Source organism: Streptomyces sp. NPDC005962 (assembly GCF_040629205.1).
In the GTDB taxonomy this organism is placed as follows: domain Bacteria; phylum Actinomycetota; class Actinomycetes; order Streptomycetales; family Streptomycetaceae; genus Streptomyces.
This window is the reverse complement of sequence record NZ_JBEXVE010000010.1, coordinates 1-20,678: the sequence shown is the minus strand read 5'-3', so window position 1 is coordinate 20,678 and position 20,678 is coordinate 1. Positions and strand designations below refer to the sequence as shown.

Sequence of the window (20,678 nt, the reverse complement as noted above, 5' to 3'; positions counted from 1 at the left end):
TTGTTGTTGGCCGATGATCAGAGTGAGCCACCGGACCGCAGTCGAGGACTCATCCGTACATAAATCCGCTTCGGTGCATGGACTCGTGCCTGAGCTGAATCGGTGAGGGCGGATGCCGGGACCCGACGTCAGCGCAGGGTGGCGACCTGGTCGACGGTGAACGGGATCAGCGCCTCCGTGTCCGCGGTGAGGACCTTGCGAGCCCACTCCGGGTCGGCGATCAGGGCCCGGCCGACCGCGATCAGGTCGAACTCGTCCCGCTCCAGCCGGTCCAGCAGGTTCTCGATGCCCGCCACCCCGGTCCGGCTCCCGCTGTGGAACCCCGGTTCGAACTCCTTGTCCAGGCCGACGGAGCCGACGCTGATGGTGGCCTTGCCGGTGAGCTTCTTCGTCCAGCCCGCGAGATTCAGGTCCGAGTCCTCGAACTCCGGCACCCAGTACCGGCGGGTGGAGGAGTGGAAGGCGTCCACCCCGGCCTCCGCGAGCGGGGCGAGGACCGCCTCCAGCTCCTGCGGGGTGGTGGCCAGCCGCGCGTCGTAGTTGTTCAGCTTCCACTGCGAGGTGCGGAAGACGATCGGGAAGTCGGCGGAGACGGCCTTCCGGCAGGCGGCCACGATCTCGGCGGCGAAGCGGGTACGGGCGACCGGGTCGCCGCCGTAGCCGTCGGTGCGGCGGTTGGTGCGCTCCCACAGGAACTCGTCGATCAGAAGGCCATGGGCGCCGTGCAGTTCGACGCCGTCGAAGCCGGTGCGCTCGGCCGCGGCGGCGGCCTCGGCGAAGGCCGCGATCACCGCGTCCAGGTCGTCCTGGGTCATGGCCTTACCGGCCGGGGCGCCGTCCAGCCCGATGCCCGACGGGCTGACCGTCGGGGCGTCGGGGACCGGGCCCGCGCCCTCGGGGCGCTGCACCCCGACGTGGCAGATCTGCGCCATGATGCGGCCGCCCGCGCGGTGCACCTCCGCCACCACGTTCTTCCAGCCTGTCAGCACGTCCTCGCCGTGGAATAGCGGCGCCCGGACGCTGTCCCCCGCCGAGTCGTGACGGATGTACGTTCCCTCGGTGACGATCAGCCCGACCCCGCCGGCCGCCCGGCGTGCGTAGTACCGCGCCACATCGGCACCGGGGACGCCGCCCGGCGAGAAGTCGCGCGTCATCGGCGCCATGACGATCCGGTTCGGGACGGTGAGCCCGCGCAGGGTGAACGGGCGGGACAGGGTCTGAGCCGCGCGGTCGGCGGCAGCGCTGCTGGCAGGCACGTGAATGCTCCTCGAAGTAGGACGACGTTCCGCGGAGGGCCGGCTCTCGGAGGCGGCGGAGATGTCGGTGGTGCTGGACGTGTCGGGCATGATCGATGTGCCTTTCGCGCATTCGGTTGGTTTGGTCTGCCTCCCCGACGCCGAGGCTCGTGCTCCCGAACCCGGGACGGGGCTTGACGGCCAGGCCGATTGCCTACGCCAGAACCGAGGGAACATGCCGTGCCTTTCCACGGGCAAGTACCTACTTTTTTGTAAGTGCCTCCAGCGTGGGTGTCTTCGTAAAACAGGAGCCACGATGAGAACCGATCGCCAGTACTGCTGTGGGCTCGACGCAGCACTATCGGTGGTTGGCGGCCGGTGGAAGTACCTAGTCGTGCGCGCAAGGACTTTCGGGAGGTGCCCCCGCACGTGGAGTACTCCTTGACACCCTTCGGGGTCAGCCTCGCCGAGGCGTTGCGCCCCCTCTGCGACTGGGGTTACGTCCACATGGGCCGCGATCACCCTTATTGCCAGGCAGATCACCCGTCGAAGTTCCCGCAGGAGCGGTCAGTCGACCTCCCCCGAGGTTCAACGCGACTGACCGTCAGCAGTTCCCGAGCAGCCAAGTTTTCAGCCATCGAACGGCGACAAGCTAACTGCCGTACCCGGAGTTCTCGAACTCACCGATGCTACGAACGATACGAATGAGCGGAGTGATCCCGCGCCAAAAACGCAGGAAAAGCTCATGACCAGTTCTGCTCCGACCGAAGTGGGCTATACCTGAGCCATACCGCCGTCGATGCAGAGTTCTGCACCTGTCATGAAACTGCTCTCGTCCGAGGCGAGAAACAGCGCACCATTGGCGATCTCCTCGGAAAGCCCGAGGCGGCCCATCGGGACAAGGGTACTCATATGGGCTCGGAGAGCTACTGGATCTTGACCGAAGTACTCGGCCTGTCCGTCGATGATGAGTGTGTCGATCGGCCCCGGACTCAGCACGTTGACCCGAAGACCCCGGTCGCCGAACTCTGCCGCCCACGTGCGCGCGTAGGAGCGCACGGCGGCCTTCGCCGCGCTGTAAACCCCTGCCCCGGGTTGCCCCTTGAATGCCGTGATCGAGCCCAGCAAAACGATCGAGCCGCCCGTTCGTAGAATCGGCAGCGCCTTCTGGACGGTGAACAGTGTGCCGCGGGCATTGAGGTCGAATGTGCGGTCGAAGTGTTCCTCGGTCACATCCCCGAAGTTCAACCGCTCAATGCTTCCAGCGTTCGCGACGATCACATCGAGGTGCCCGCTCTCCTGACGGATAGCCTCGACCACATTGTCGAGGTCACCCGACACTGTGGCGTCCGCGGTGACCGCCGTGACATGCCCCTCAATGGAAGCCTTCGCGGCTTCGAGCGCCTCCTTCCGCCGCCCCGTGATGTAGACGTGGGCGCCTTCACTTCCGAATCTCTGGGCAATCGCCAGACCAAGGCCCGCGCTCCCGCCAGTGACGAGGGCTACCTTGTTCGCGAGACGCATGCTTTCTCCTTGAGCCGAGACTGTGAGCACCGGACACATTGCTTTGCCTCATCCTGCTTTTGACAGCTGGCGTCGCAGGACTTGCGTGCCTGCAGGACGCGGCTGCCGTCCCGCAGCTTTCCGGTCCTGGTGGCTGCGCTGGGCGTGCACCACGGTAGGACCGGCCCGGCATAGAGGCAAATAGTGGCAACGTATACTCTGCATTGACATCTCCTATGTCATGTCGAAGGTGGATGCGAATGAACCTGCGCCAGTACGAATATGCCCTGGCCGTCGCCGACGAGGGCTCCATGACAGCGGCGGCAGAACGTCTGCGGGTCACTCAGCCCTCTCTGTCGCAGCAGATCGGCACCTTGGAGAAGCACCTCGGGGTGCAGCTGTTCACCCGCACCCCGAGCGGGGTGACGGTGACGGTGGCTGGGCGGGCTTTCCTCGCGGAGGCGAAGATCGCGACGACCGCATCCCGGCGTGCCATCACGGCCGCCCGCGCCGCCAACGGGGAACTGGCAGGCGAACTCATCATGGCTGTCCACATGGGCCTGGGAGCACGCCAGCTGCCCCAGGTATTGGGGCAACTGCGCAATCGCCACCCGAAGCTGCAGGTGACTCTCCACGAGGAGCCCGATCCCGCGGACATGGAACGACTGGTCCGCCAGGGAACCCTCGACATGGTCCTCGTGCACCACATCCCCGCCGGGTGCACCTTCGACATTCACCCTCTGGGCGAGGAAGCCTACGTCGCCGTCCTGCCGAAGGGGCACCCGCTTCTCTCGGACGGCGCCGCCCTGCGTCTGGAAGACCTGGCGTCAGAGGGGTGGATCCGGTTCCGGCGCGCCAGCCTGCTCGACGACTACCTCGCCCACCTGCTCGCCAACGCGGGCCTCAGCCCGCACACCGTGGCCCGAGCGTCACAGATCTCCACTGCGGTGCGGCTCGTGGCGCAGGGCTTGGGCGTCACTGTGGTCCCGGCCTCGGCCATCCCCGAAGGCTTCGAAGAACTGGCCTGCCCGGTACTGCCCTCCCTGACCGAGCCCGTCCTCGTCGGCGTGCGGCGCAATCCGGGTCCGGCAGAGACGGCCATGCTCGACCATCTCAACCAGCAGAACTGGTGCGGTACAGGCCTCCTCTGTCAGCCCGCAACTGATTGAGCGTTCACTTTCCACGTTGCACAGGGCGTTCCGCATCAGCAGCCGGAGGTCCTCGGGATGCCTCCGCAGCCACGAGGTCAGCGTCTCCTGGCCGCTCATCACCTCGTGCTATTCGAGCAGCGTGCTGAGCTCGACGTACTGGCGGGACCGCCAGGCATCGCGCACACCCTGCTCGCGGACAGCTCCCTCCCCTCCTCCAGGAGCACTCGACGTCCATGGTCGCCCCGTCCGCTCACCGGGTTCCACGCACCCGAATACTCGGCGGCGTGATCAACGAATACAGATACGCCACCTGGCCAGGAACGACGAGTTTCCGAACGGCACAGGGCATTAGGGCTTGCTATGCACGGAAACGGCATACTTCCCGTCGCTGTAAGGGTCGCGAGCCCACGTCGCGTACCGGGCTTCCATGGTGAGTCCCACCGCACGGCAGTGCGCGTCGTAATCGTCCAGGGTGTAACCGCGGTCCAGGGCGAAACCCGCGACGAGACGCCCGGCCGGACGCACATGAGCCGCCGCCCCAGCCACCAGGGCCGGTTCCGTTCCCGGTGGGGTGAACAGAGGGACATTGCCCGCCAGCACCACGACATCAAATGACAACCCCAGGTCAAGGTTGATCAGATCCTGCAGATACCAGCGGATCTTCGGGGCCAACTGCCGAGCGGTGGCGAGCATCGACTCATCGGTGTCCACACCCGCCACGTCGATCCCGTGACGGGCCAGCTCGATAGCCACCCGGCCGGTACCGCAACCCGCATCGAGGACCGTGGTCGGCGTGATCACAGCCCTCGGCCATGAGTTCGAGGACCTGGCCAACCACATCGTCGAGCCGGTCGGCTTCGACAAGATGGCCCGGTCCCTCGCGACCGGCCGCGCGTGCGCCAACCCGCGCCCGCCGGGCGGCGTCATGGACGCGATCTCCGGCCCGGTGGCCGGCGCACGCCCTCTGGCCGTCCTCAGCGGCCACGACGTGACCGGCCTGACGGTCACCGACGAGGAAGCCCTGGCCGCGGTGGCCGATGCCCACCGCCTCCTCAAGATCGTGGTCGAGCCGGGCGCCGCCGCGTCCCTGGCGGCGCTGCTGGCAGGGAAGCTCGACGTAGGGGGCAGGACTGTGGCGCTCGTGGCGTCGGGCGGCAACGTCGATCCGGCGGTCTACCGCCGGGCCCTGGCGGACTGAGGCGGCATCCCGCTTTCGCCGGGCGCCAGTTCCTTACGCCGGAGAGCCGGTCGCCGACACGCGGGGGGGGGACGGCACACGCGCTATGGCGATCCCGAGCCGCGCGAGGTCATCGCCGAGCAGGCGAGCAGCCTCTCCCTCCGAGCCCTACTCCGAGCGTGAGGTCCTGATCAGCCACGGCGGGTCGGCGGTCAGAACGGCAACGGTCCTGGCCGTCGTGAAACCGGGCGACCTTGTGGCGATCCCGAGCCCGCCTACTCGCTCTATCCCGACGCCGCCTCTGGCGGGAGGTAATCCGGTCCTCGTCCCCACCGCCGTCCATCACCTGGAGTTCGAAGCGCTGTCCGCAGCGGCAGCGTTGCCCGGCGCACCCATGGTCGTGCTTTGCAACCCGTTCAACCCGCTGGCACGGTGCTGCCGACCAGGCGGCTGTCACAGCTCGGCGAAGTCCTCGTCGGGACCGACGTGCTCGTCCTCGTCAACGAGGTGTACGTCGAACTCGTCTGCGTCGGCGCGGAGTTCGGCTCCTCGCCCGGTATCGACTCACTGCCGGAGCGGCTGATCCACTGCACCACACTCTCCAAGACGTATGCGATGACCGGCCGGCATCGGCTACGCGACCCAACCGTCCGACGTCATTGCCGCGATCCGTCATGTCGACGCGAAGCGACTGGTCGTCACGGACGTGCTGCGCCGCACGAACCCGTGGGCGCCTTCTGCGCGTTCACCCACTACAACGTTGACCTGCCCTCAACGGAAGTGGCCCGGCCGTTCCTGCAGGACGGCATCGCCGTACGCTCCGGCGGCGAGTTCGGCCCAGCAGCCGGCTGCACATCCGCCCGTCTTTCACAGCCCCCTGGACGCGCTCGACGAGCGGGCCTCCGCGGCGCGCCCCTAGCAGGTCCTCGACTCCGCCCCGGTTCATATGCGCCGCAGGCCGGGCGGAACAGCCCCGCCCGCCCCATCCTTTGGCGGCCGGGGCTGTTTGCATGTCGGTGCACCCCGGGGGTCACGGCCGAAGCCGAAACGGGGCGCGAGGTACAGGGCCCAGCGCCCGGTAACAGCAGACGGGTCTCCTCAGGTGCGTGGCCCGGACGTCTCGGAGCCGCTGGGCAAGGTGTAGTACTCGAGCGTCGTCACACCGCCGCGGATGGCTTCGAGCGCGCGCTGCTCGGCGGCGACCCGGTCATCGGACTGGCCGAGGGTCTTCGCCACCGCCTCGACCGGCACGACCACCACGCCGTCCGCGTCGCCAACGATGAGGTCTCCGGGGTGTACGACCACATCGGCCACGCGGACGGGGACGTCGAACTGGCCGGGGTGTTCCTTGCCGGTGCCGACCACGGTGACGTGGCGGGCGAAGACGGGGAAGTCCAGCTCCGCCTGCTCGGCCGTATCGCGTACGCCGCCGTCCACTACCAGCCCGAGGATGCCGCGCTGCTGGGCGGCGACGGCGAGGATCTCACCCCAGTGGCCGTGCCGGGCGCCTTGGAGATCGACCACCAGGACGCTGCCTGGAGGGGCAGTCGCCACCGCGCGGTGCAGGGCGAGGTTGTCTCCGCCGATGCCCTGCACGGTGAACGCCGGACCGGCCAGACGTGCCCCCGGCCAGGCGGCGCGCAGGGCCGAATCGCAGGGGCGGGCGGCCGAGGAGGACGCCTCGTAGAGGGTGGCGGTGCTGTGTCCGCGTGCCGCGTCCGTCATGCCTGGCTCCTGGTCTGAAGGCTGTGGTAGCCGAACCCTTCCCGGGCCGCACGCAGGGGGCTGCCCTCGCGCACGGCGGCGACGATATCGGCCTCGACGCGCTCAATGCGCTCAGCGGTGTCGGTGACCCTCTCCGCCTCGGTGGCGGGGACGGCGACCACGCCGTCGGCGTCAGCGCAGATCAGAGTGCCGGGGCGGACCTCGACGCCGGAGACGGTCACAGGCTCGCCGAGGGCCATCAGGCGCACTCGGTCCTTGCCGGTGCGCATGAAACGCCCGCGGCTGAAAAGCGGGTAAGTCTGCGTCAGCGACGCCGACACGTCGCGGCAGACGCCGTTGATCACAGTACCGGCGATACCGCGGTGGGCGGCGACCTCGGTCATGATGCCGCCCCAGACTGTGACATCGGTGCGGCCGTCGTTGTCGATGACGATGACCGATCCGGGCGGGACGTCGTCGAGGAAGTCGCCTACCGTGCCGTCGCTGGACTCGTCGACGGGCGCGTAGCGGACGGTAAAGGCCGGGCCCACCGCGCGGAAGTCGTTGGACAGGGGGGAGAGGCCGTGCAACGCGCCCTCGATCCCGGTTCGGTCGAGGGCGTCGGAGATCGCGGCGGTGGGCAGCGCGCGCAGGCGCACGACGAAGTCACTCATCACTTTGCTTCCGTTCCTGCCAGGCGGGCGTCTCGCATCGCCTGTGGCAGCGGCACTCCGGTCCGCACCTCGGCCTCGATGGCCGCCTCCCGGTCGGCGAGCCGCTGGGCGGCCTCCAGTACCTCGGTAGCCCGCTCGCGGGGCACGACCACGACACCCCCCTCGTCCGCGAGCAGCACATCTCCCTGCCGCGCGGTCACCTCTCCGAGCCGGATGGGCTCACCGGACGACTTCTGCCGCAGGCGGCCGCGCGCGGTCACCGGCACCTGGGCGCGGGCAAACACCGGAAAGCCGAGTTCGCGCGCCTGCGCCACGTCCCGGCAAGCGCCGTCCGTGACGACGCCGCGGATGCCGCGCACCGAGGCGCCGACGCTGATGATGCCGCCCCACGACGACACGTCCGTGCGGCCGCCGTTGGCGACCACAACGACGTCCTGGGGGCCAGCCTCGGCAATCGCGCCGGTCAGGATATGGGCGCCGCCCTGCCCCCCGGTCAGGGGTTCGAGCTCGACGGTCCGTGCGAACCCCGTCACCCTGGGCGTGCCCCACATCGGTCGCAGCCCGCCCTGTCCGGGCGGGAGACCGCAGGCTTCGAGGGCATCGGACACGGTCGCGCTGTCCAACGCCGCGAACTGGGCCAACAAGGAAGTTCCAACTGTCATGTCCCTCAGTCAAGCAACGCGGCTTCATATACTGAAGGTCTGATTTCATCTCCTAGTGATATGTGGAGCGACTGATGATCGAGGTCCGCCAGGCCCGCTACTTCCTCGCCGTCGCGGAAACGCTCCACTTCGGCCGGGCTGCGGAACAGCTCGGCATGTCGCAGCCGCCGCTGAGTCAGGCGATCCTCCAGCTGGAACGCCAACTGGGCGTGCGGCTGTTCGACCGCAACGAACGCAGGGTCCGACTCACCGAGACCGGCCGGGCGTTCGCCGAGGAGTGCCGCAAGCTGGTGGCGGCCGCCCGGCACGCCCATGAGGTGGCGGCTCAGGCCGAGGCCGGACTGGTGGGCACGCTGCGGATCGGGGTGGTGACCTCGGCCCTCAGCGAACCGCTGCTGGGCACGCTGGCAGCGTTTCGGCAGGCCCGGCCCCGCGTCGACCTGCACCTCACGGAAGTCGACACCGGTCAGGGCCAGGAAGCCGTCGCTCGGCACGAGATCGACCTTGCCGTCATCCGGCCCAGCGCGCCGGTGCGTGGGCTGCGCGTGCAGCCCTGGCGACACGACCAGTTCGTGATCGCGCTACCCAGCGGGCATGCGCTGGCCGGGGACACCCCGGACCCGGTCGACCTCGCGCGGTTCGCGGACGAGCCCTGGGCGTGGCTTCGCCGTGAGGCGTCCCCCGACTACCACGACCAGCTCATGGCGACCTGCCGCCGAGCCGGGTTCACCCCCGAGGCGCGCCACATCGCCAACTCGATCCTGACCCAGCTTGCGATGGTGGCCTGCGGCCTCGGTGTCACCCTCGTACCGAATGCGGCCGTCCGCTCGATCCAAGGACCCATCGTCTACCGGCCCCTCATCGACCCTGCCGACATCGTCGAACTATCCCTCGTCTCCCGGGCCGACGCGCACGAGCCGCTGGTGCAGGAGTTCCTGCGCCACGCCTCGGCCGACCGGCAGGAGACGATCTAGGCACGTCGGGGGCGGGCGGTGCCCTCACCGCCCCGTTCCGGTTTCCCGCACCGCACGTGCCATCCGGGTCCCCGGTGCGGCTCGTGCCCAGCGGAGTTCGTTCTGGTCCCGTACGGCGGTGGTGACGCCGTCCACTGGCGGGCAGATGCCGACTGCCGCCGAGGCGAGGACGAGGCGGGAGCGGGCGTGGGCCAGGGCAAGGGTGTCGTCGTGGGCTGTGCCGAGCTCTGCGACCAGGTCCACGTTGCCGAAGGCGGCACGTACGACGCCAGGCACGGAGCACAGGTCGTAGGCCCGTACGACACCGAGGGCCGTCTCGATGAGCGGGATCAGCGGGCAGCGGCCGGCGGTACGGACGGCGATGTCGGTCAGGGCGGCGGGGCCCTCGGCCTTCGGGACCATCATCGGGCAGCCGTGGTCGGCGGCTGTCCGCCTCGAAGCACGGGGTGCCGGGTGCGTTGACGCGTACGACGGGTCCGGTGCCGGGGCCGGGCCAGTCGGCGGCGCCTTGCCGGGGGCCTGCTCCTTGTCGTCGGCGGCGACCGCGTCCGCCAGGTCGACGATGACGAAGTCGGCGCCGGAGCGGGCGGCCTTGCCGAAGCGGTCCGGGCGGTGGCCCGGCACGAAGAGCAGGGCCCGGGCGGCCGCGACGGGCCCTCCCGGCTCCTGAAGTTCATTGATGCGCGTGGTCGGCGAAGGTCACCTCCGCGGTCGCGTGCTGTGCGTCGCGGTGGGTGGCGGTACGCAGCTGGGCGCCGGTGCCGGAGGGTGCGCCCTCGGCGAGGAGGTGTTCGACCGCGAACGCCGGTCGGCGAAGTCGGAACGAGAGTGAGCGCACCCGGCGCTCGGGAGCGTTGCGGCGCGCCACGTCCAGCATGAACAGGGCGAGCAGCGGGCCGTGGACGACGAGGCCCGGGTAGCCCTTCGTGTCACGGCAGTACGTGGCGTCGTAGTGGATGCGGTGGGCGTTGGCGGTGAGGGCGCTGAGGCGGAACAGGAGGGTTGGGTCGGGCCGGAGGCCCAGATGCCACGGGCCCTCGGGATGGGGGCGGGGCGGTCGTCGATGGTGGCCGGATGCTGTCCGCCGGCGCTACTCCCGCCTCCGCCGCCATGGGCCAGTGCGGTGCGGCCCCACGCCGGGCGGGTCCTGGACGGCGCTGAGCTAGCGGCAGTTGGGGCCCGGTGCGTCGATTTCACGAGCGGCACGCGCTCGCCGCTTCCGTTCCTGCCCGCACACCGTTCGGCAGATGCATGTTTCCAGACTGTTGACCCGCATCGTGGGTTCATGCTCATAATGCGGGCCATCGGGTCGAGCCGCCGGCTTCGTATACGCCCCACTCCGCACAAAACCGGACGGTAGGCATGTCGGATACCGCAATCCTGCTCAACACGGCCATCGCCGTGATCGCCATCGTGTTCCTGATCGTGCGGCTACGGATGAACCCCGTGGTCGCCCTGGTCCTGGGCGCCTGCTATCTCGGTCTCGCGACCGGCCTCGGGGTCGACAAGACCGTGAAGACCATCAGCAAGGGCTTCGGCGACGTCATGGCCGACATCGGACTCCTGATCGCGTTCGGAGTGCTCATCGGAGCCCTGCTGCGCGAGCTCGGAGCCATCGAGCGGCTCGTCGACACCCTGTTGCGGGCCGCGGGCCCGAAGCGGATCCCCCACGCGATGGCCTTGACGATCGCGACCTTCTTGCAGTCCATCTATCTGGACGTGCTGCTGGTGATCACCGGGCCGCTGGCCAAGGGCATAGCCTCCAAGCTCGGCCGATACGGAACCGCCCGCATGGCCACTGCCCTGGCCATAGGGCTGGAGTGCGGCATCGTCTTCACGGTCCCAGGTGCCGGAGCGCTGGCGCTCGCCGCGCTCCTTGACGTGCCGCTCGGCACGTACCTGCTGTACGGACTCATCGTCGTCATCCCGACCGTGACCATCGCCATCACGCTCATGAACTTCGCGCTGACGCGCGGCTGGTGGAACCCGGCACTCGATGAAGAGGACGTTCCCGGCCCGGCGCCGAGCGCGCCCGCGGGCGGCGGTACGGCCGACGACGCGTATCCCGCCGGGCAGCCTGCCGGCGGAACCATGACAGCGGTGGAGGTGAAGGCTCGCACGCAACCGCAACCGCAACCGCAACCGCAGCCCGGACTCCTCCTCCTCTTCTCGCCCCTCCTCGTTTCACTCCTCCTCATCGCCACCGGAGCCCTCGCCGAGGTGGCCAGGTGGCACAACCCCTTGGTGCAGTTGCTTTCCAGCCCTGTCGTGGCCCTGCTGCTCGGCCTGGTCGCCACCTGCCTCGTCGCCCGGCGCCACCTCGGACAGCCCCGGGTGGACGCGGCGCTGAGCAAGGGCATGCGCGACAGCGGACAGATCCTCCTCCTCAACGGTGTCGGAGGCTGTCTCGCAGCGATGATCGCCGCCTGTGGGCTGGGGCACATCCTCGGGGATTACTTCAAGGCCAACACCTGGGCCCCGCTTCTGATGGTCTGGCTGGTGGCCGCCGTACTGCACGTCGCGGTCGGCTCGGTGACGATCTCCGCGATCACCGCCGCCGGCCTGCTCGCGCCGGTGGCCCCCACGCTGGGCCTCGATCCCGTACTGATCGCGCTGGCTGCCGGAGCCGGATCGTTGTTCTTCGTGCACCTGACCAGCAACACCTTCTGGCTGCTCCAGTCCCTGATGGGCCAGACCACCCGCGGCACCCTCAAGACCTGTTCGGTCGGGGTCTCCGTCGCCTCCGTCGTCGCGATGGGCCCGATCCTCGCGCTGAGCGCCATCCTCTGACCCCTTCCCCCCCACCTGACGTTAGGACACCATGACGAATTGCAGCACACAGTTGCCACTGCACGGAGTGCGTGTGCTCGAACTCGGCAATTACATCGCGGGCCCCACCGCCGGGCGGCTGCTCGCGGACTTCGGCGCCGAGGTGATCAAAATCGAACGCCCGCATACAGGCGACGAGTTGAGGAACTGGCGGCTCTACGCCGGTGATGTCTCGATGTTCTTCCGCACCATCAACCGGAACAAGAAGTCGGTGGTGCTGGACCTCAAGACGGACCGTGGCCGGACGACCGTGCTGGACCTGGTGCGGCGATGCGATGTCGTGATCGAGAACTTCCGCCCCGGCACGCTGGAGCGCTGGGGACTCGGCCCCTCGGCACTCGAGGAGGCCAACCCCGATATCGTGCTGGCCCGCATCTCCGCCTTCGGCCAGACAGGGCCGCTGTCGGACCGCCCGGGATTCGCCGCGGTGGCCGAGGCCATGGGCGGTCTGCGCCACCTGGTCGGGGAAGCCGACCGCCCGCCCTCCCGAGTCGGGGTGTCCATCGGCGATTCGATCGCGGGCCTGTACGCGGCGTTCGGCGCCGTGATCTCGCTCCTCCAGCGCGAACGGGTACCCACGAAGGCGCCGTTGTCGGAGCGAACGGTGGATGTCGCCTTGCACGAGGCCGTCTTCTCGATGATGGAATCCCTCGTTCCTGACTACCTCGCCTACGGCCTCGAACGGCAGCGGGTCGGCGGCAGGATGGAGGGCATCGCCCCCACCAACGCGTACGAGTGCGGGGACGGGCCCAGCGTGGTGATCGCCGGCAACGGCGACGCGATCTTCCGGCGCTATATGCGGGCCATCGGTCGTCCCGATCTCGCCGACGATCCAGGATTGCAGACCAACGCGGAACGCTGGGCCCGTCGTGACGAACTCGACGACGCGATCAACGCGTGGACCAAGACGCTTCCTCGTGACGAGGTGCTCGAAGCCCTCGACGCCGCAGGTGTCCCGGCGGGCCCGATCTACAGCGCGGAGGACATCTGCGTGGACCAGCAATTCGCGGTCCGCGGCATGATCCAGCCGCTGCCGGTCCGCATAGCGGCAGAGGAGCCCCAGGAAGTGGGATTCCCCGGCATCGTCCCCGTCCTCGGCGAGAAGTCCCTGCCTGTCCGATCCCTCGGCCCCGACCTCGGCGAACACACCCGACAGGTGCTCACCGACCTGCTCGGCAAGGACGACGAGGAGACCGACGCGATCATCATGGAGATGGAGAAGAAGTAATGAGTACGCCTGTGACTCTGCGCGATGTGACGCTGCGCGACGGCCTCCAGCTCACCGGCAAGCCCTTGTCCACCGACCGCAAGGTGGCCATCGTCCGCGAACTCCTCTCCCTCGGCATCCCCAGCCTGGAGATCGGCTCGCTGGCCAATCCGACCCTCGTCCCGCCCATGGCCAACACACTGGAGGTGATCGAACGTCTGAATCCGGATGAGCTCGCCCGGTCCTGGGTCTGGGTGGCCACCCCACGGCACGTCGAGAAGGCGGCGAGGGCGGGCGCGGTGAACTTCCAGTACTGCCTGTCGGCATCCGACCGCCACAACCAGGCCAACATCGGCCGGTCCACCGAGGACAGCCTCGCGGCCATGCCGGCGGCGATCGAGCACGCCCGCTCGGCCGGCGGGCGCATTCAGCTCTGTGTGGCCACGGCCTTCACCTGCCCGTTCGACGGCCTCGTCCCGGAGGAAACGGTGCTCCGGATCGCCAACGACCCCCGTGCGGAGGGTGCCGAGGACATCGTGCTGTGCGACACCCTCGGGCAGGCCGTGCCGGTTCAGGTGACCAGCCTGGTCTCCGCAGTGGCAACGCGGTCGCCCGCGCGGCGGATCGTCTACCACGGACACGACACGTGGGGCATGGGCGTCGCCAACTCCCTGGCCGCGGTGGCCGCCGGAGCGAGCGAACTGGACGGCGCGCTCGGGGGCCTCGGCGGCTGTCCGTTCGCACCCGGCGCCAGTGGGAACGCCGCGACGGAAGACCTGCTGTTCGCACTGCGCCCCGACTGGCTGACGCCGGACACCTTCGGCGCCGTGGTGGAACTGGCCGACGGGCTGCTGGCAGAACTGGACGAGCCGAACCGCTCCAGGGCAGGCCAGGCGGCCCACTCCAGCACCACCGCGTTCGAGTGGGCCGTGGCGGCACCGGATGCGCAGGCGTGCCGATGAAATTCCTGGTGACAACCCCCGTCCCGGCCCCCGGAATGGACATTCTCCAGGCGGCCGGTGAGGTGTACGTACCCGAACGGCAGCTGTCCGCGGGCGAACTGCGCCGGGAATGCTCCTCGGGGAACGTCGACATCGTCGTCGCCCAGCTGACAGATGTGTTCGACAGAGCCGTACTCGAGCACGCCAAGATCAAGGGCATCTCCAACTACGCGGTCGGATACGACAACGTCGACGTGGCAACCGCCACACAGTGCGGAATCCTCGTGGGCAACACGCCCGGGGTCCTCACCGACGCCACAGCCGACATCGCGATGCTTCTCCTGCTGGCCACGGCACGGCGCTGCGTGGAGGCCGACCGTTTCCTCCGCGCGGGGAAATACCAGGGCTGGCAGCCCGAGCTGCTCCTCGGAAGCGATGTCAGCGGGGCCACGCTCGGACTCGTCGGCTTCGGACGGATCGCCCGGGCGACGGCTGAACGGGCCCTCGGGTTCGGCATGACCGTGCGCTACACCGCACGCAGCGGACCCGTACCTGCCGAGCGGCTCGGACACCTCGCCGACAGGGTGCGGTTCGCCGAGTGGGACGACCTGGTGTCCACCAGCGACTTCCTTTCGCTGCACGTCCCGTTGACCGACGCCACACACCATCTCGTGGACGAGAAGGCCCTTCGCGCCATGAAGCCGACAGCCTGCCTCGTCAACACCTCCCGCGGGCCCGTGGTGGACGAGAAAGCACTCGTCGAGGCGCTGCGCTCGGGTGAGATCGCCGGAGCCGGACTCGATGTGTACGAGGACGAACCCGCGCTCGCCGATGGCCTCGCCGACCTGCCCAACACCACACTCCTGCCCCACGTCGGCAGCGCCACCCGCTCCGTCCGCGCCACCATGGCCGAGGTCTGCGCGAACAACGCGGTTGCCATGGGGCGCGGCGAGATGCCGGCCCATGCGGTGAACCCGGAGGCATGGCGATGAAGGTCGTCGTGGCGCCCGACAGCTTCAAGGGTACGTACACCGCGCCGCAGGTGGCCACGGCGATCGGCCGGGGACTGGCGCAGACCCCGGCCGTCCCCGTGCTCGTCCCCGTGGCCGACGGCGGCGAGGGAACCCTCGCCGTCCTCGCCGAACCCCTCGGACTACGCCACCGTGCCGCACCTGCCCGCAACCCCTGGGGGGCGGAATGCGAGGGGACGATCGCCCTGGCGCCCTCCGGCGCCGCCTACATCGAGCTCGCCCAGGTGTGCGGGATCAACGCCCCCCACCACGACTCGCGGGATCCGGTGGCCGCCGACACGTACGGCGTCGGGATGCTGATGGCCGACGCCGCCCGTCACGGTGTCACCGAGATCGTCGTGGCCGCCGGCGGAACCGCCACCAGCGACGGTGGGTTCGGGGCCTTGCGGGCGATCGACGAATGCGGTGGCCTGCGCGGCACCCCGGTGACGGTCCTGACCGATGTCACCACCCCTTACGCGGAAGCGGCACGGGTGTTCGGCCCGCAGAAGGGTGCGGACACGAGGCAGGTCGCCTCCCTGACACTGCGCCTGCGGCACCAGGCGGGACTGCTGCCGCGCGACCCGACGAACGTGCCACGGACCGGGGCTGCCGGCGGCTTCGCCGGGGCGATGTGGGCACGGTACGACGCCGAGCTGGTATCAGGCGCGGACCACGTCTTGAACGCGCTGTCCTTCGACGACCACCTCGCCGACGCGGAAGCTGTCGTCGTCGGGGAGGGGCGCCTCGACGAGCAGAGCAGTCAGGGGAAGATTGTGTCGGCCGTGCTGGCCCGCTCGGCCGGCACCGCGCGCTTCGCCGTGGCAGGGTCCGTCGGCCCGGATCTCGGGCCCCTGCGCGAGGAGTTCATGGACATCGTCGTGGCGAGCGACGAGGCAGCCATGGAAGCGGCGGGCCGGGCCATCGGACAACGGCTGCGGCTCAGGCCGGGTACCGGCCGCCGAGTGCTCGGGTGATCTGCTCGGCATGCTCCACCACCAGATCGACCCATTCGACGCACCGCTCATAGGGCATGCGCAGTGTCGGCCCGTGGGCCATGAGCGCCCCGACCAGATCCCCGGCCGAGTCGAACACCGGGGCCGCGAGGCCCGACGCACCGTCGATGCGTTCGCCGACCGTGATGGCATAACCCTCGGAACGCGTCTGCTGGACCAGCCCGCGCAGTTCGTCCCGGTCGGTCACGGTGCTCTCGGTCAGCTGCGGAAGCTCTTCCCGCAGCACGCGCTCGGCGAGATCCGGATCCCAGGCCAGCAGCACCCGTCCCGACGACCCCACGGTGATGGGGGCGATCTTCCCCACCGACATCTCCCGGCGAAGGGCGTGCGATGTCTCGGCGACCGCGATGCACACCCGCTGGGCGCCTTCGGAGCGGAAGAAGCACGCGGTCTCCCCGGTCCGGTCGCGAAGGTCCTTCAGGGCGGGGTTGATCACCTCGAGGATGTCGAGGTCCTTCGCCGCGGCAGCCGCCCAGTAGGCCATCTTCACCCCGATCCGGAAAGTATCCTCGGAGCGGTCGAGAAACCCGTGCGCCACCAGGTTCGTCACCAGGCGTTGCACGGTCGAGGCAGGAAGCCCGGTCTGCTGCTGGATCTCGCGCAGGCTCATAGAAGGCCGGGCCAGTGTGAAAGCGTTGAGAATCTCGGAGATCTTTCCCAGGACGAGCAGCGGAGCCTGCTTCGACCCTTCGTTCGCCACCGTGGCGGACTTACCTCGGGCTGCCATGCGCCCAACGATACGACAGGAGAAACGGGTGACTGAGCACAGCGGGACCGGTGGCGTGGGCGCATCGGACGTGATCGCGGCCGCACGACGGTGTGCGGAGGTGATCCGGCCGAGCCCCCTGCACCGCAGCGAGCGGCTCTCCGCGCGGTACGGATTCGACGTGTGGCTCAAGCGGGAGGACCAGCAGGCCGTACGGTCGTACAAGGCACGCGGCGCCTACAACCTCATCGCGCAGCTGTCCGCGGAGGAACGCCGGCGAGGTGTGGTCTGCGCGAGCGCCGGCAATCACGGTCAGGGTGTCGCACTGGCCTGTGCCTCCCTGGGCGTGCCCGCCCGGGTGTACCTGCCGAGGACGACACCCCGGCAGAAGCGGGACCGGGTGAGGATACTCGGCGGCGAGCACGTCCGCATGATCGTGGAGGGCGACACCTACGACGACGCCGCCGCTGCGGCGCTCGCATACACCCATGCTTCCGGAGCCACCCTCGTACCCGCCTTCGACGACCCGCGCACCATCGCGGGGCAGGGCACCGTGGTGAGGGAAGCCGTCGAGCAGCTCGGCCGCGCTCCGGACGCCGTGATCGTCCCCGTGGGCGGTGGCGGCCTGCTCGCGGGCGCCACCGCCTGGCTCCGTGAGACGCACCCGACCGTCCAGATGATCGGCGCCGAACCGCAGGGCGCGGCGAGTATGGCCGCGGCCCTGGCCGCCGGAGGCCCCGTGACGTTGCCGGACATCGATCCCTTCGTCGACGGGGCGGCCGTACGCACCGTCGGTCGGCACACCTACGCGGCCGTCGCCCAGCAGCCGCCTCGCATGCTCGCTGTGCCGGAGGGCCGGATCTGTGCGGAGATGCTCGACCTCTACCAATCCGACGGCATCATCAGCGAACCGGCGGGCGCCCTGGCCTCCGCCGCGCTCGACCGCGATCCGGGCCTGGAGCCCGGCGCGACGGTCGTGTGCGTCGTCTCGGGCGGCAACAACGACGTGAGCAGGTACGCCGAGATCGTCGAACGTGCGCTGCTCTTCGAAGGACGCAAGCACTACTTCCTCGTCGAGTTCCCGCAGGAACCGGGCGCACTGCGACGGTTCCTCGACGTCGTGCTGGGACCGGAGGACGACATCACCCTCTTCGAGTACGTGAAGCGGAACAACCGCGAGACGGGCCCCGCACTGGTGGGCATCGAACTCGGTGCGCCTGACGGCCTCGAGCCGCTGCTGGACCGCATGGGCAAGGTCCCGCACCGTATCGAGCGTGTGCCTCCGGACAGCCCGCTCTTCACGTTCCTGACCTGACACCCGGGCCCGCTCGGGCAAGCGTGCCGCCACGGACAACCTCGGCCTCTGTGCGGACGGAGGACGTCGCCCTGATCACCCTCCGCGTCGTCGTCTCCACACCGGCGGGCTCCTGCCGACCGACCCTGGAGCTCTGCCAAAGCGTTCGCCTCAGCTGAGGTAGTTGCTGAGCTCGATCAGATTGTGGTCCGGGTCGCGCAGGTACACGCTGATGATCGGCCCTGTGGCGCCCGTTCGTTCAACTGGTCCTTCCTCCACCGCCACTGCCAGGTTGGCCAGTTCCTCCAACACGCGGTCGATGGGGTCATCGACGATGAGGCACAGATCAGCACTTCCCGGGGTGGGACGCTGGGCCTTGGGCTCGAACTCGTTTCCGGCCTGATGCAGATTGATCTTGCTGTGGCCGAAGGACAGCGCGCGGCGGCCGCCTTTGAAGGTGACCGGCGCCATGCCCAGAACACGTGTGTAGAAGTCGACTGTGGTCTCGATGTCGGCCACGGTGAGCACCAAGTGGTCGAGACGCTGGATCCGCATCGTTCGGGTACCTCGCTTCTTGTCCGTATCAACCGGCGTGGCGGTCACCCTTCGGGGCGACCGAGGATCGTAACAACGCACTCTGCCAGTACCATCAGCTCCCCCCGGATCGTGGCGGTCACCCTTCGGGTAGGCGAGGTTCGCGGTGCGGCCGGATTGGCACATCGGCGCTCGGCCGTTCAGCCTGCCGGGAGGGAGATCACGAAGCGGGCTCCGGGTGTGGTGGGGCTGAGGGCCAAGTTGCCGCCCGATGTGCGGGCCAGGGGGAGGCCCAGGCCCGCTCCATGGTGACCGTCCGTGGGGTGCACCGGGTGCCCCGGGTCGAAGATCGCATCCCGATCGCGGTCCGGTACGCCAGGCCCGTCGTCCGCCACCACCACGCATACGCCCTCGGGCCGCGCCGCACACTCCAGGACGATTATGTCGACGGCATAGCGACGGGCGTTGTCCAACAAGGGGATGAGGATCCGCTCGGCGACCGCCGGGGAGACGCCCGCCACCAGGGCGGACTCCTCGCCTTCCAGGCGGACGTCGACCGGCGGCGCTGCCGGGTGGTCGTGTGCGCTGTGGGTGGCCAGGTCCCGTACGAGCGCGCATCTGCCGGGGGCCTTGGAGCCGCGGCCGCGGGCCTCCGCCAGCAGCGTCTCGCAGGAAATCACAGGCAATCACGCCGGTAGCCTGCGCAGAGAGGAACTCGCGCCAGGTTGGGCCACTGCGGCGCGGTGCGGGATCGATCCCCGCGGTGTGGAGTATCTGCCAGACGGTCGAGGCGGCGATCGGGTGTCCGAGCCGGGCCAGTTCACCCTGGATCCGGCGATGGCCCCATCGGCTGTTCTCGCGAGCCAGGCGCAGCACGAGTTTCTTGACGGCGGCCTTGGTGGGCGGCCGTCCGGGACCTCGGCGTCGTCGGGAGTAGTCCCATCGGCGGGCGACGAGCCTGCGGTGCCAGGCCAGCTGCGTGCTCGGTGTGACCGGGAAGACCTTGGCCCAGCGGCGGTGGGGGATCAGGGAGGACAGGGCTGCGAACCAGAGACGGTCCGCCGGCTCGTACCGTACTCGCCCCTGCAGTTGGCGTCGTAGCACAGCGTTTTCGTGCCGGAAGACGAGGAGCTCAGCCTCCTTCGAGGTGTCCCGCCGTAGGAGCACTGCTGGGACAGAGAGAAGACATCGAGTCATCCGGTAGAGAAGCGACACGACCATCCAACCAGGATCGCAGTGCTACGCGGAGGCCCGTGGCCTTTTGACCAGCAGCGACGATTATTCGAGCCCGACAGGACCGCCCGCTCGCCCTGCTCGGTCTCAAGTGATCACGAAACGGACGCCCGCCGAATGAGGGATCACCCATCGAACCACCGAACGTGATGGCACGCACGCGTTGAGTTATGAAAAGATCCGTGCGGCTGGCATCGTGCCGGTCCAGCGAGGAGACACCCATGCCCGAGACCGCACCCAACTCAAAGGGCCCCGCACCGGCCCAGTACAAGCCCGCAGCTACCGAACCCGCGCCCATCCCAACCGGCCAGGTCAAGCCCGAGGACATCGCCACACTGTCGATTGAGTACCGTGACGGTCGGCCCGTCATTGTCGTCAGCGGCGGGACGTATGTTCCGGCGACACTGATGGTCGTAGACGGGTCCGACAAGGCGGCCGAAGCACCCAATCAGCTCCGCTACATTGGGGAATTCGTCTTGCACTGCCACATTCTCGACCACGAGGATACCGGCATAGTGGAACTCCTGCGCTGAATCGCCCTGGTACGCCAACGCCAGTACCGGGGCGTCGTGCTGTCAGGGCGGCGTACTGACCGCCCGAAAGTCCTGCCTGGTAAGTCCTCCTGGGGCACTTCGCCCCGGCATCAGTCAGCAGGTCGGCGTCTGGAGAAGCTGCACGTCCTCGTGCCCGGCCCTGCAACCAGCGCCGGGTGTCAAGAAGGCTGGTACGCCTGCCGCGTGGCGAGTTCGCGTACCGTCGCCATGTCGCTGAACGGCAGCAGTTCCTCGTTGACGATCTGGTAGGGCTCGCTGCCTTTGCCCGCGATCA

General features: G+C 69.0%; 21 protein-coding genes and 3 pseudogenes. 12 read left to right on the top strand and 12 right to left on the bottom strand.

Features of this window, described 5'->3' with window-relative positions; translation table 11 throughout:
- Positions 1 to 128: 128 nt before the first annotated feature.
- Complete coding sequence (locus ABZ370_RS18335) at positions 129 to 1,256, bottom strand: NADH:flavin oxidoreductase (RefSeq protein WP_358621659.1); 1,128 nt, start codon at positions 1,254 to 1,256, stop codon at positions 129 to 131.
- A 295-nt stretch (positions 1,257 to 1,551) separates the two neighbouring features.
- Here ABZ370_RS18335 and ABZ370_RS18330 point away from each other — a divergent pair.
- Positions 1,552 to 1,745, top strand: a pseudogene (locus tag ABZ370_RS18330) (helix-turn-helix domain-containing protein); the annotation flags it as partial.
- A gap of 264 nt (positions 1,746 to 2,009) precedes the next feature.
- On the opposite strand, the gene ABZ370_RS18325 reads toward ABZ370_RS18330, so the two are convergent.
- Positions 2,010 to 2,759, bottom strand: coding sequence for an SDR family oxidoreductase (locus ABZ370_RS18325; protein WP_358621656.1), 750 nt, complete (start codon positions 2,757 to 2,759; stop codon positions 2,010 to 2,012).
- A 239-nt stretch (positions 2,760 to 2,998) separates the two neighbouring features.
- Between ABZ370_RS18325 and ABZ370_RS18320 the strand changes: the two genes are divergently transcribed.
- Entirely contained in the window at positions 2,999 to 3,907 is a 909-nt protein-coding gene (locus tag ABZ370_RS18320) for a LysR family transcriptional regulator (protein ID WP_358621653.1), read from the top strand.
- A 330-nt stretch (positions 3,908 to 4,237) separates the two neighbouring features.
- Here ABZ370_RS18320 and ABZ370_RS18315 read toward each other — a convergent pair whose 3' ends face one another.
- Positions 4,238 to 4,690, bottom strand: a complete 453-nt coding sequence (locus ABZ370_RS18315) for a class I SAM-dependent methyltransferase (RefSeq protein ID WP_358621651.1) — start codon at positions 4,688 to 4,690, stop codon at positions 4,238 to 4,240.
- Between ABZ370_RS18315 and ABZ370_RS18310 the strand changes: the two genes are divergently transcribed.
- Together ABZ370_RS18310 and ABZ370_RS18305 are read left to right on the top strand one after the other, a co-directional pair.
- Positions 4,683 to 5,087: a pyridoxal-phosphate dependent enzyme gene (locus ABZ370_RS18310; protein WP_358621649.1), complete on the top strand. Its 405-nt coding sequence runs from the start codon at positions 4,683 to 4,685 to the stop codon at positions 5,085 to 5,087. The genes ABZ370_RS18315 and ABZ370_RS18310 overlap by 8 nt on opposite strands.
- A 384-nt stretch (positions 5,088 to 5,471) precedes the next feature.
- Positions 5,472 to 5,678: pseudogene (locus ABZ370_RS18305) on the top strand (aminotransferase class I/II-fold pyridoxal phosphate-dependent enzyme); the annotation flags it as partial.
- Positions 5,679 to 6,164: 486 nt separating this feature from the next.
- Here the strand turns inward: ABZ370_RS18305 and ABZ370_RS18300 are convergent.
- From ABZ370_RS18300 to ABZ370_RS18290, 3 genes are read right to left on the bottom strand one after another with little or no spacing between them, the layout of a single operon-like run.
- Positions 6,165 to 6,791, bottom strand: coding sequence for an RraA family protein (locus ABZ370_RS18300; protein ID WP_358621646.1), 627 nt, complete (start codon positions 6,789 to 6,791; stop codon positions 6,165 to 6,167).
- The gene (locus tag ABZ370_RS18295) at positions 6,788 to 7,444 is read right to left on the bottom strand and encodes an RraA family protein (protein WP_358621644.1); all 657 of its coding nucleotides are present in this window, start codon (positions 7,442 to 7,444) and stop codon (positions 6,788 to 6,790) included. Before ABZ370_RS18295 ends, ABZ370_RS18300 begins: the two co-directional genes overlap by 4 nt.
- Complete coding sequence (locus ABZ370_RS18290; protein ID WP_358621641.1) at positions 7,444 to 8,106, bottom strand: 4-carboxy-4-hydroxy-2-oxoadipate aldolase/oxaloacetate decarboxylase; 663 nt, start codon at positions 8,104 to 8,106, stop codon at positions 7,444 to 7,446. Before ABZ370_RS18290 ends, ABZ370_RS18295 begins: the two co-directional genes overlap by 1 nt.
- 74 nt (positions 8,107 to 8,180) lie before the next feature.
- Here ABZ370_RS18290 and ABZ370_RS18285 point away from each other — a divergent pair, with 74 nt between their 5' ends.
- A complete protein-coding gene (locus ABZ370_RS18285) occupies positions 8,181 to 9,080 on the top strand; it encodes a LysR family transcriptional regulator (RefSeq protein WP_358621639.1) in 900 nt (299 codons plus the stop codon).
- Between the two features lie 24 nt (positions 9,081 to 9,104).
- Here ABZ370_RS18285 and ABZ370_RS18280 read toward each other — a convergent pair whose 3' ends face one another.
- Positions 9,105 to 9,713, bottom strand: a complete 609-nt coding sequence (locus tag ABZ370_RS18280) for an aldolase/citrate lyase family protein (protein WP_358622260.1) — start codon at positions 9,711 to 9,713, stop codon at positions 9,105 to 9,107.
- A 40-nt stretch (positions 9,714 to 9,753) separates the two neighbouring features.
- Positions 9,754 to 9,957 (bottom strand): hypothetical protein, encoded by a 204-nt coding sequence (locus ABZ370_RS18275; protein ID WP_358621637.1) that lies wholly within the window; start codon positions 9,955 to 9,957, stop codon positions 9,754 to 9,756.
- Between the two features lie 485 nt (positions 9,958 to 10,442).
- On the opposite strand from ABZ370_RS18275, the gene ABZ370_RS18270 reads away from it, so the two are divergent.
- From ABZ370_RS18270 to ABZ370_RS18250, 5 genes are read left to right on the top strand one after another with little or no spacing between them, the layout of a single operon-like run.
- On the top strand, positions 10,443 to 11,870 hold the full coding sequence (locus ABZ370_RS18270) for an SLC13 family permease (RefSeq protein WP_358621635.1): 1,428 nt from the start codon (positions 10,443 to 10,445) through the stop codon (positions 11,868 to 11,870).
- A 31-nt stretch (positions 11,871 to 11,901) separates the two neighbouring features.
- Positions 11,902 to 13,137: a CoA transferase gene (locus ABZ370_RS18265; protein WP_358621633.1), complete on the top strand. Its 1,236-nt coding sequence runs from the start codon at positions 11,902 to 11,904 to the stop codon at positions 13,135 to 13,137.
- Positions 13,137 to 14,078 carry a hypothetical protein gene (locus tag ABZ370_RS18260; protein WP_358621630.1) on the top strand — a complete coding sequence of 314 codons (942 nt, stop codon included), beginning with the start codon at positions 13,137 to 13,139 and terminating at the stop codon, positions 14,076 to 14,078. The genes ABZ370_RS18265 and ABZ370_RS18260 overlap by 1 nt, the downstream gene beginning before the upstream one ends.
- Before the next feature lie 8 nt (positions 14,079 to 14,086).
- The gene (locus ABZ370_RS18255; RefSeq protein WP_358621628.1) at positions 14,087 to 15,049 is read left to right on the top strand and encodes a D-glycerate dehydrogenase; all 963 of its coding nucleotides are present in this window, start codon (positions 14,087 to 14,089) and stop codon (positions 15,047 to 15,049) included.
- On the top strand, positions 15,040 to 16,044 hold the full coding sequence (locus ABZ370_RS18250; RefSeq protein ID WP_358621626.1) for a glycerate kinase: 1,005 nt from the start codon (positions 15,040 to 15,042) through the stop codon (positions 16,042 to 16,044). The genes ABZ370_RS18255 and ABZ370_RS18250 overlap by 10 nt, the downstream gene beginning before the upstream one ends.
- Here the strand turns inward: ABZ370_RS18250 and ABZ370_RS18245 are convergent.
- The gene (locus tag ABZ370_RS18245; RefSeq protein WP_358621623.1) at positions 16,010 to 16,783 is read right to left on the bottom strand and encodes an IclR family transcriptional regulator; all 774 of its coding nucleotides are present in this window, start codon (positions 16,781 to 16,783) and stop codon (positions 16,010 to 16,012) included. The two genes, ABZ370_RS18250 and ABZ370_RS18245, sit on opposite strands and share 35 nt — an antisense overlap.
- A gap of 55 nt (positions 16,784 to 16,838) precedes the next feature.
- Between ABZ370_RS18245 and ilvA the strand changes: the two genes are divergently transcribed.
- Positions 16,839 to 18,104, top strand: coding sequence for a threonine ammonia-lyase IlvA (ilvA, locus tag ABZ370_RS18240; protein WP_358621621.1), 1,266 nt, complete (start codon positions 16,839 to 16,841; stop codon positions 18,102 to 18,104).
- Between the two features lie 150 nt (positions 18,105 to 18,254).
- Here ilvA and ABZ370_RS18235 read toward each other — a convergent pair whose 3' ends face one another.
- The 3 genes and pseudogenes from ABZ370_RS18235 to ABZ370_RS18225 all read right to left on the bottom strand — a co-directional run.
- Positions 18,255 to 18,638, bottom strand: a complete 384-nt coding sequence (locus ABZ370_RS18235) for a VOC family protein (protein ID WP_358622257.1) — start codon at positions 18,636 to 18,638, stop codon at positions 18,255 to 18,257.
- 179 nt (positions 18,639 to 18,817) lie between these two features.
- The gene (locus tag ABZ370_RS18230) at positions 18,818 to 19,138 is read right to left on the bottom strand and encodes a sensor histidine kinase (protein WP_358622254.1); all 321 of its coding nucleotides are present in this window, start codon (positions 19,136 to 19,138) and stop codon (positions 18,818 to 18,820) included.
- Positions 19,139 to 19,286: 148 nt separating this feature from the next.
- Positions 19,287 to 19,838 (bottom strand): annotated as a pseudogene (locus tag ABZ370_RS18225) (integrase); the annotation flags it as partial.
- Between the two features lie 233 nt (positions 19,839 to 20,071).
- Between ABZ370_RS18225 and ABZ370_RS18220 the strand changes: the two are divergent.
- Positions 20,072 to 20,383, top strand: coding sequence for a hypothetical protein (locus tag ABZ370_RS18220; RefSeq protein WP_358621619.1), 312 nt, complete (start codon positions 20,072 to 20,074; stop codon positions 20,381 to 20,383).
- The last annotated feature ends 295 nt before the right edge of the window (positions 20,384 to 20,678 follow it).

Bases quoted from the DNA above. Each gene is read 5' to 3' on its own strand.
- ABZ370_RS18320 (WP_358621653.1), top strand. From the start codon at position 2,999: ATGAACCTGCGCCAGTACGAATATGCCCTGGCCGTCGCCGACGAGGGC.
- ABZ370_RS18265 (WP_358621633.1), top strand. From the start codon at position 11,902: ATGACGAATTGCAGCACACAGTTGCCACTGCACGGAGTGCGTGTGCTC.
- ABZ370_RS18270 (WP_358621635.1), top strand. From the start codon at position 10,443: ATGTCGGATACCGCAATCCTGCTCAACACGGCCATCGCCGTGATCGCC.
- ABZ370_RS18295 (WP_358621644.1), bottom strand. From the start codon at position 7,444: ATGAGTGACTTCGTCGTGCGCCTGCGCGCGCTGCCCACCGCCGCGATC.
- ABZ370_RS18260 (WP_358621630.1), top strand. From the start codon at position 13,137: ATGAGTACGCCTGTGACTCTGCGCGATGTGACGCTGCGCGACGGCCTC.
- ABZ370_RS18250 (WP_358621626.1), top strand. From the start codon at position 15,040: ATGGCGATGAAGGTCGTCGTGGCGCCCGACAGCTTCAAGGGTACGTAC.
- ABZ370_RS18285 (WP_358621639.1), top strand. From the start codon at position 8,181: ATGATCGAGGTCCGCCAGGCCCGCTACTTCCTCGCCGTCGCGGAAACG.
- ABZ370_RS18235 (WP_358622257.1), bottom strand. From the start codon at position 18,638: ATGCGGATCCAGCGTCTCGACCACTTGGTGCTCACCGTGGCCGACATC.
- ABZ370_RS18275 (WP_358621637.1), bottom strand. From the start codon at position 9,957: ATGCTGGACGTGGCGCGCCGCAACGCTCCCGAGCGCCGGGTGCGCTCA.
- ABZ370_RS18325 (WP_358621656.1), bottom strand. From the start codon at position 2,759: ATGCGTCTCGCGAACAAGGTAGCCCTCGTCACTGGCGGGAGCGCGGGC.
- ABZ370_RS18220 (WP_358621619.1), top strand. From the start codon at position 20,072: ATGCCCGAGACCGCACCCAACTCAAAGGGCCCCGCACCGGCCCAGTAC.
- ABZ370_RS18290 (WP_358621641.1), bottom strand. From the start codon at position 8,106: ATGACAGTTGGAACTTCCTTGTTGGCCCAGTTCGCGGCGTTGGACAGC.
- ABZ370_RS18300 (WP_358621646.1), bottom strand. From the start codon at position 6,791: ATGACGGACGCGGCACGCGGACACAGCACCGCCACCCTCTACGAGGCG.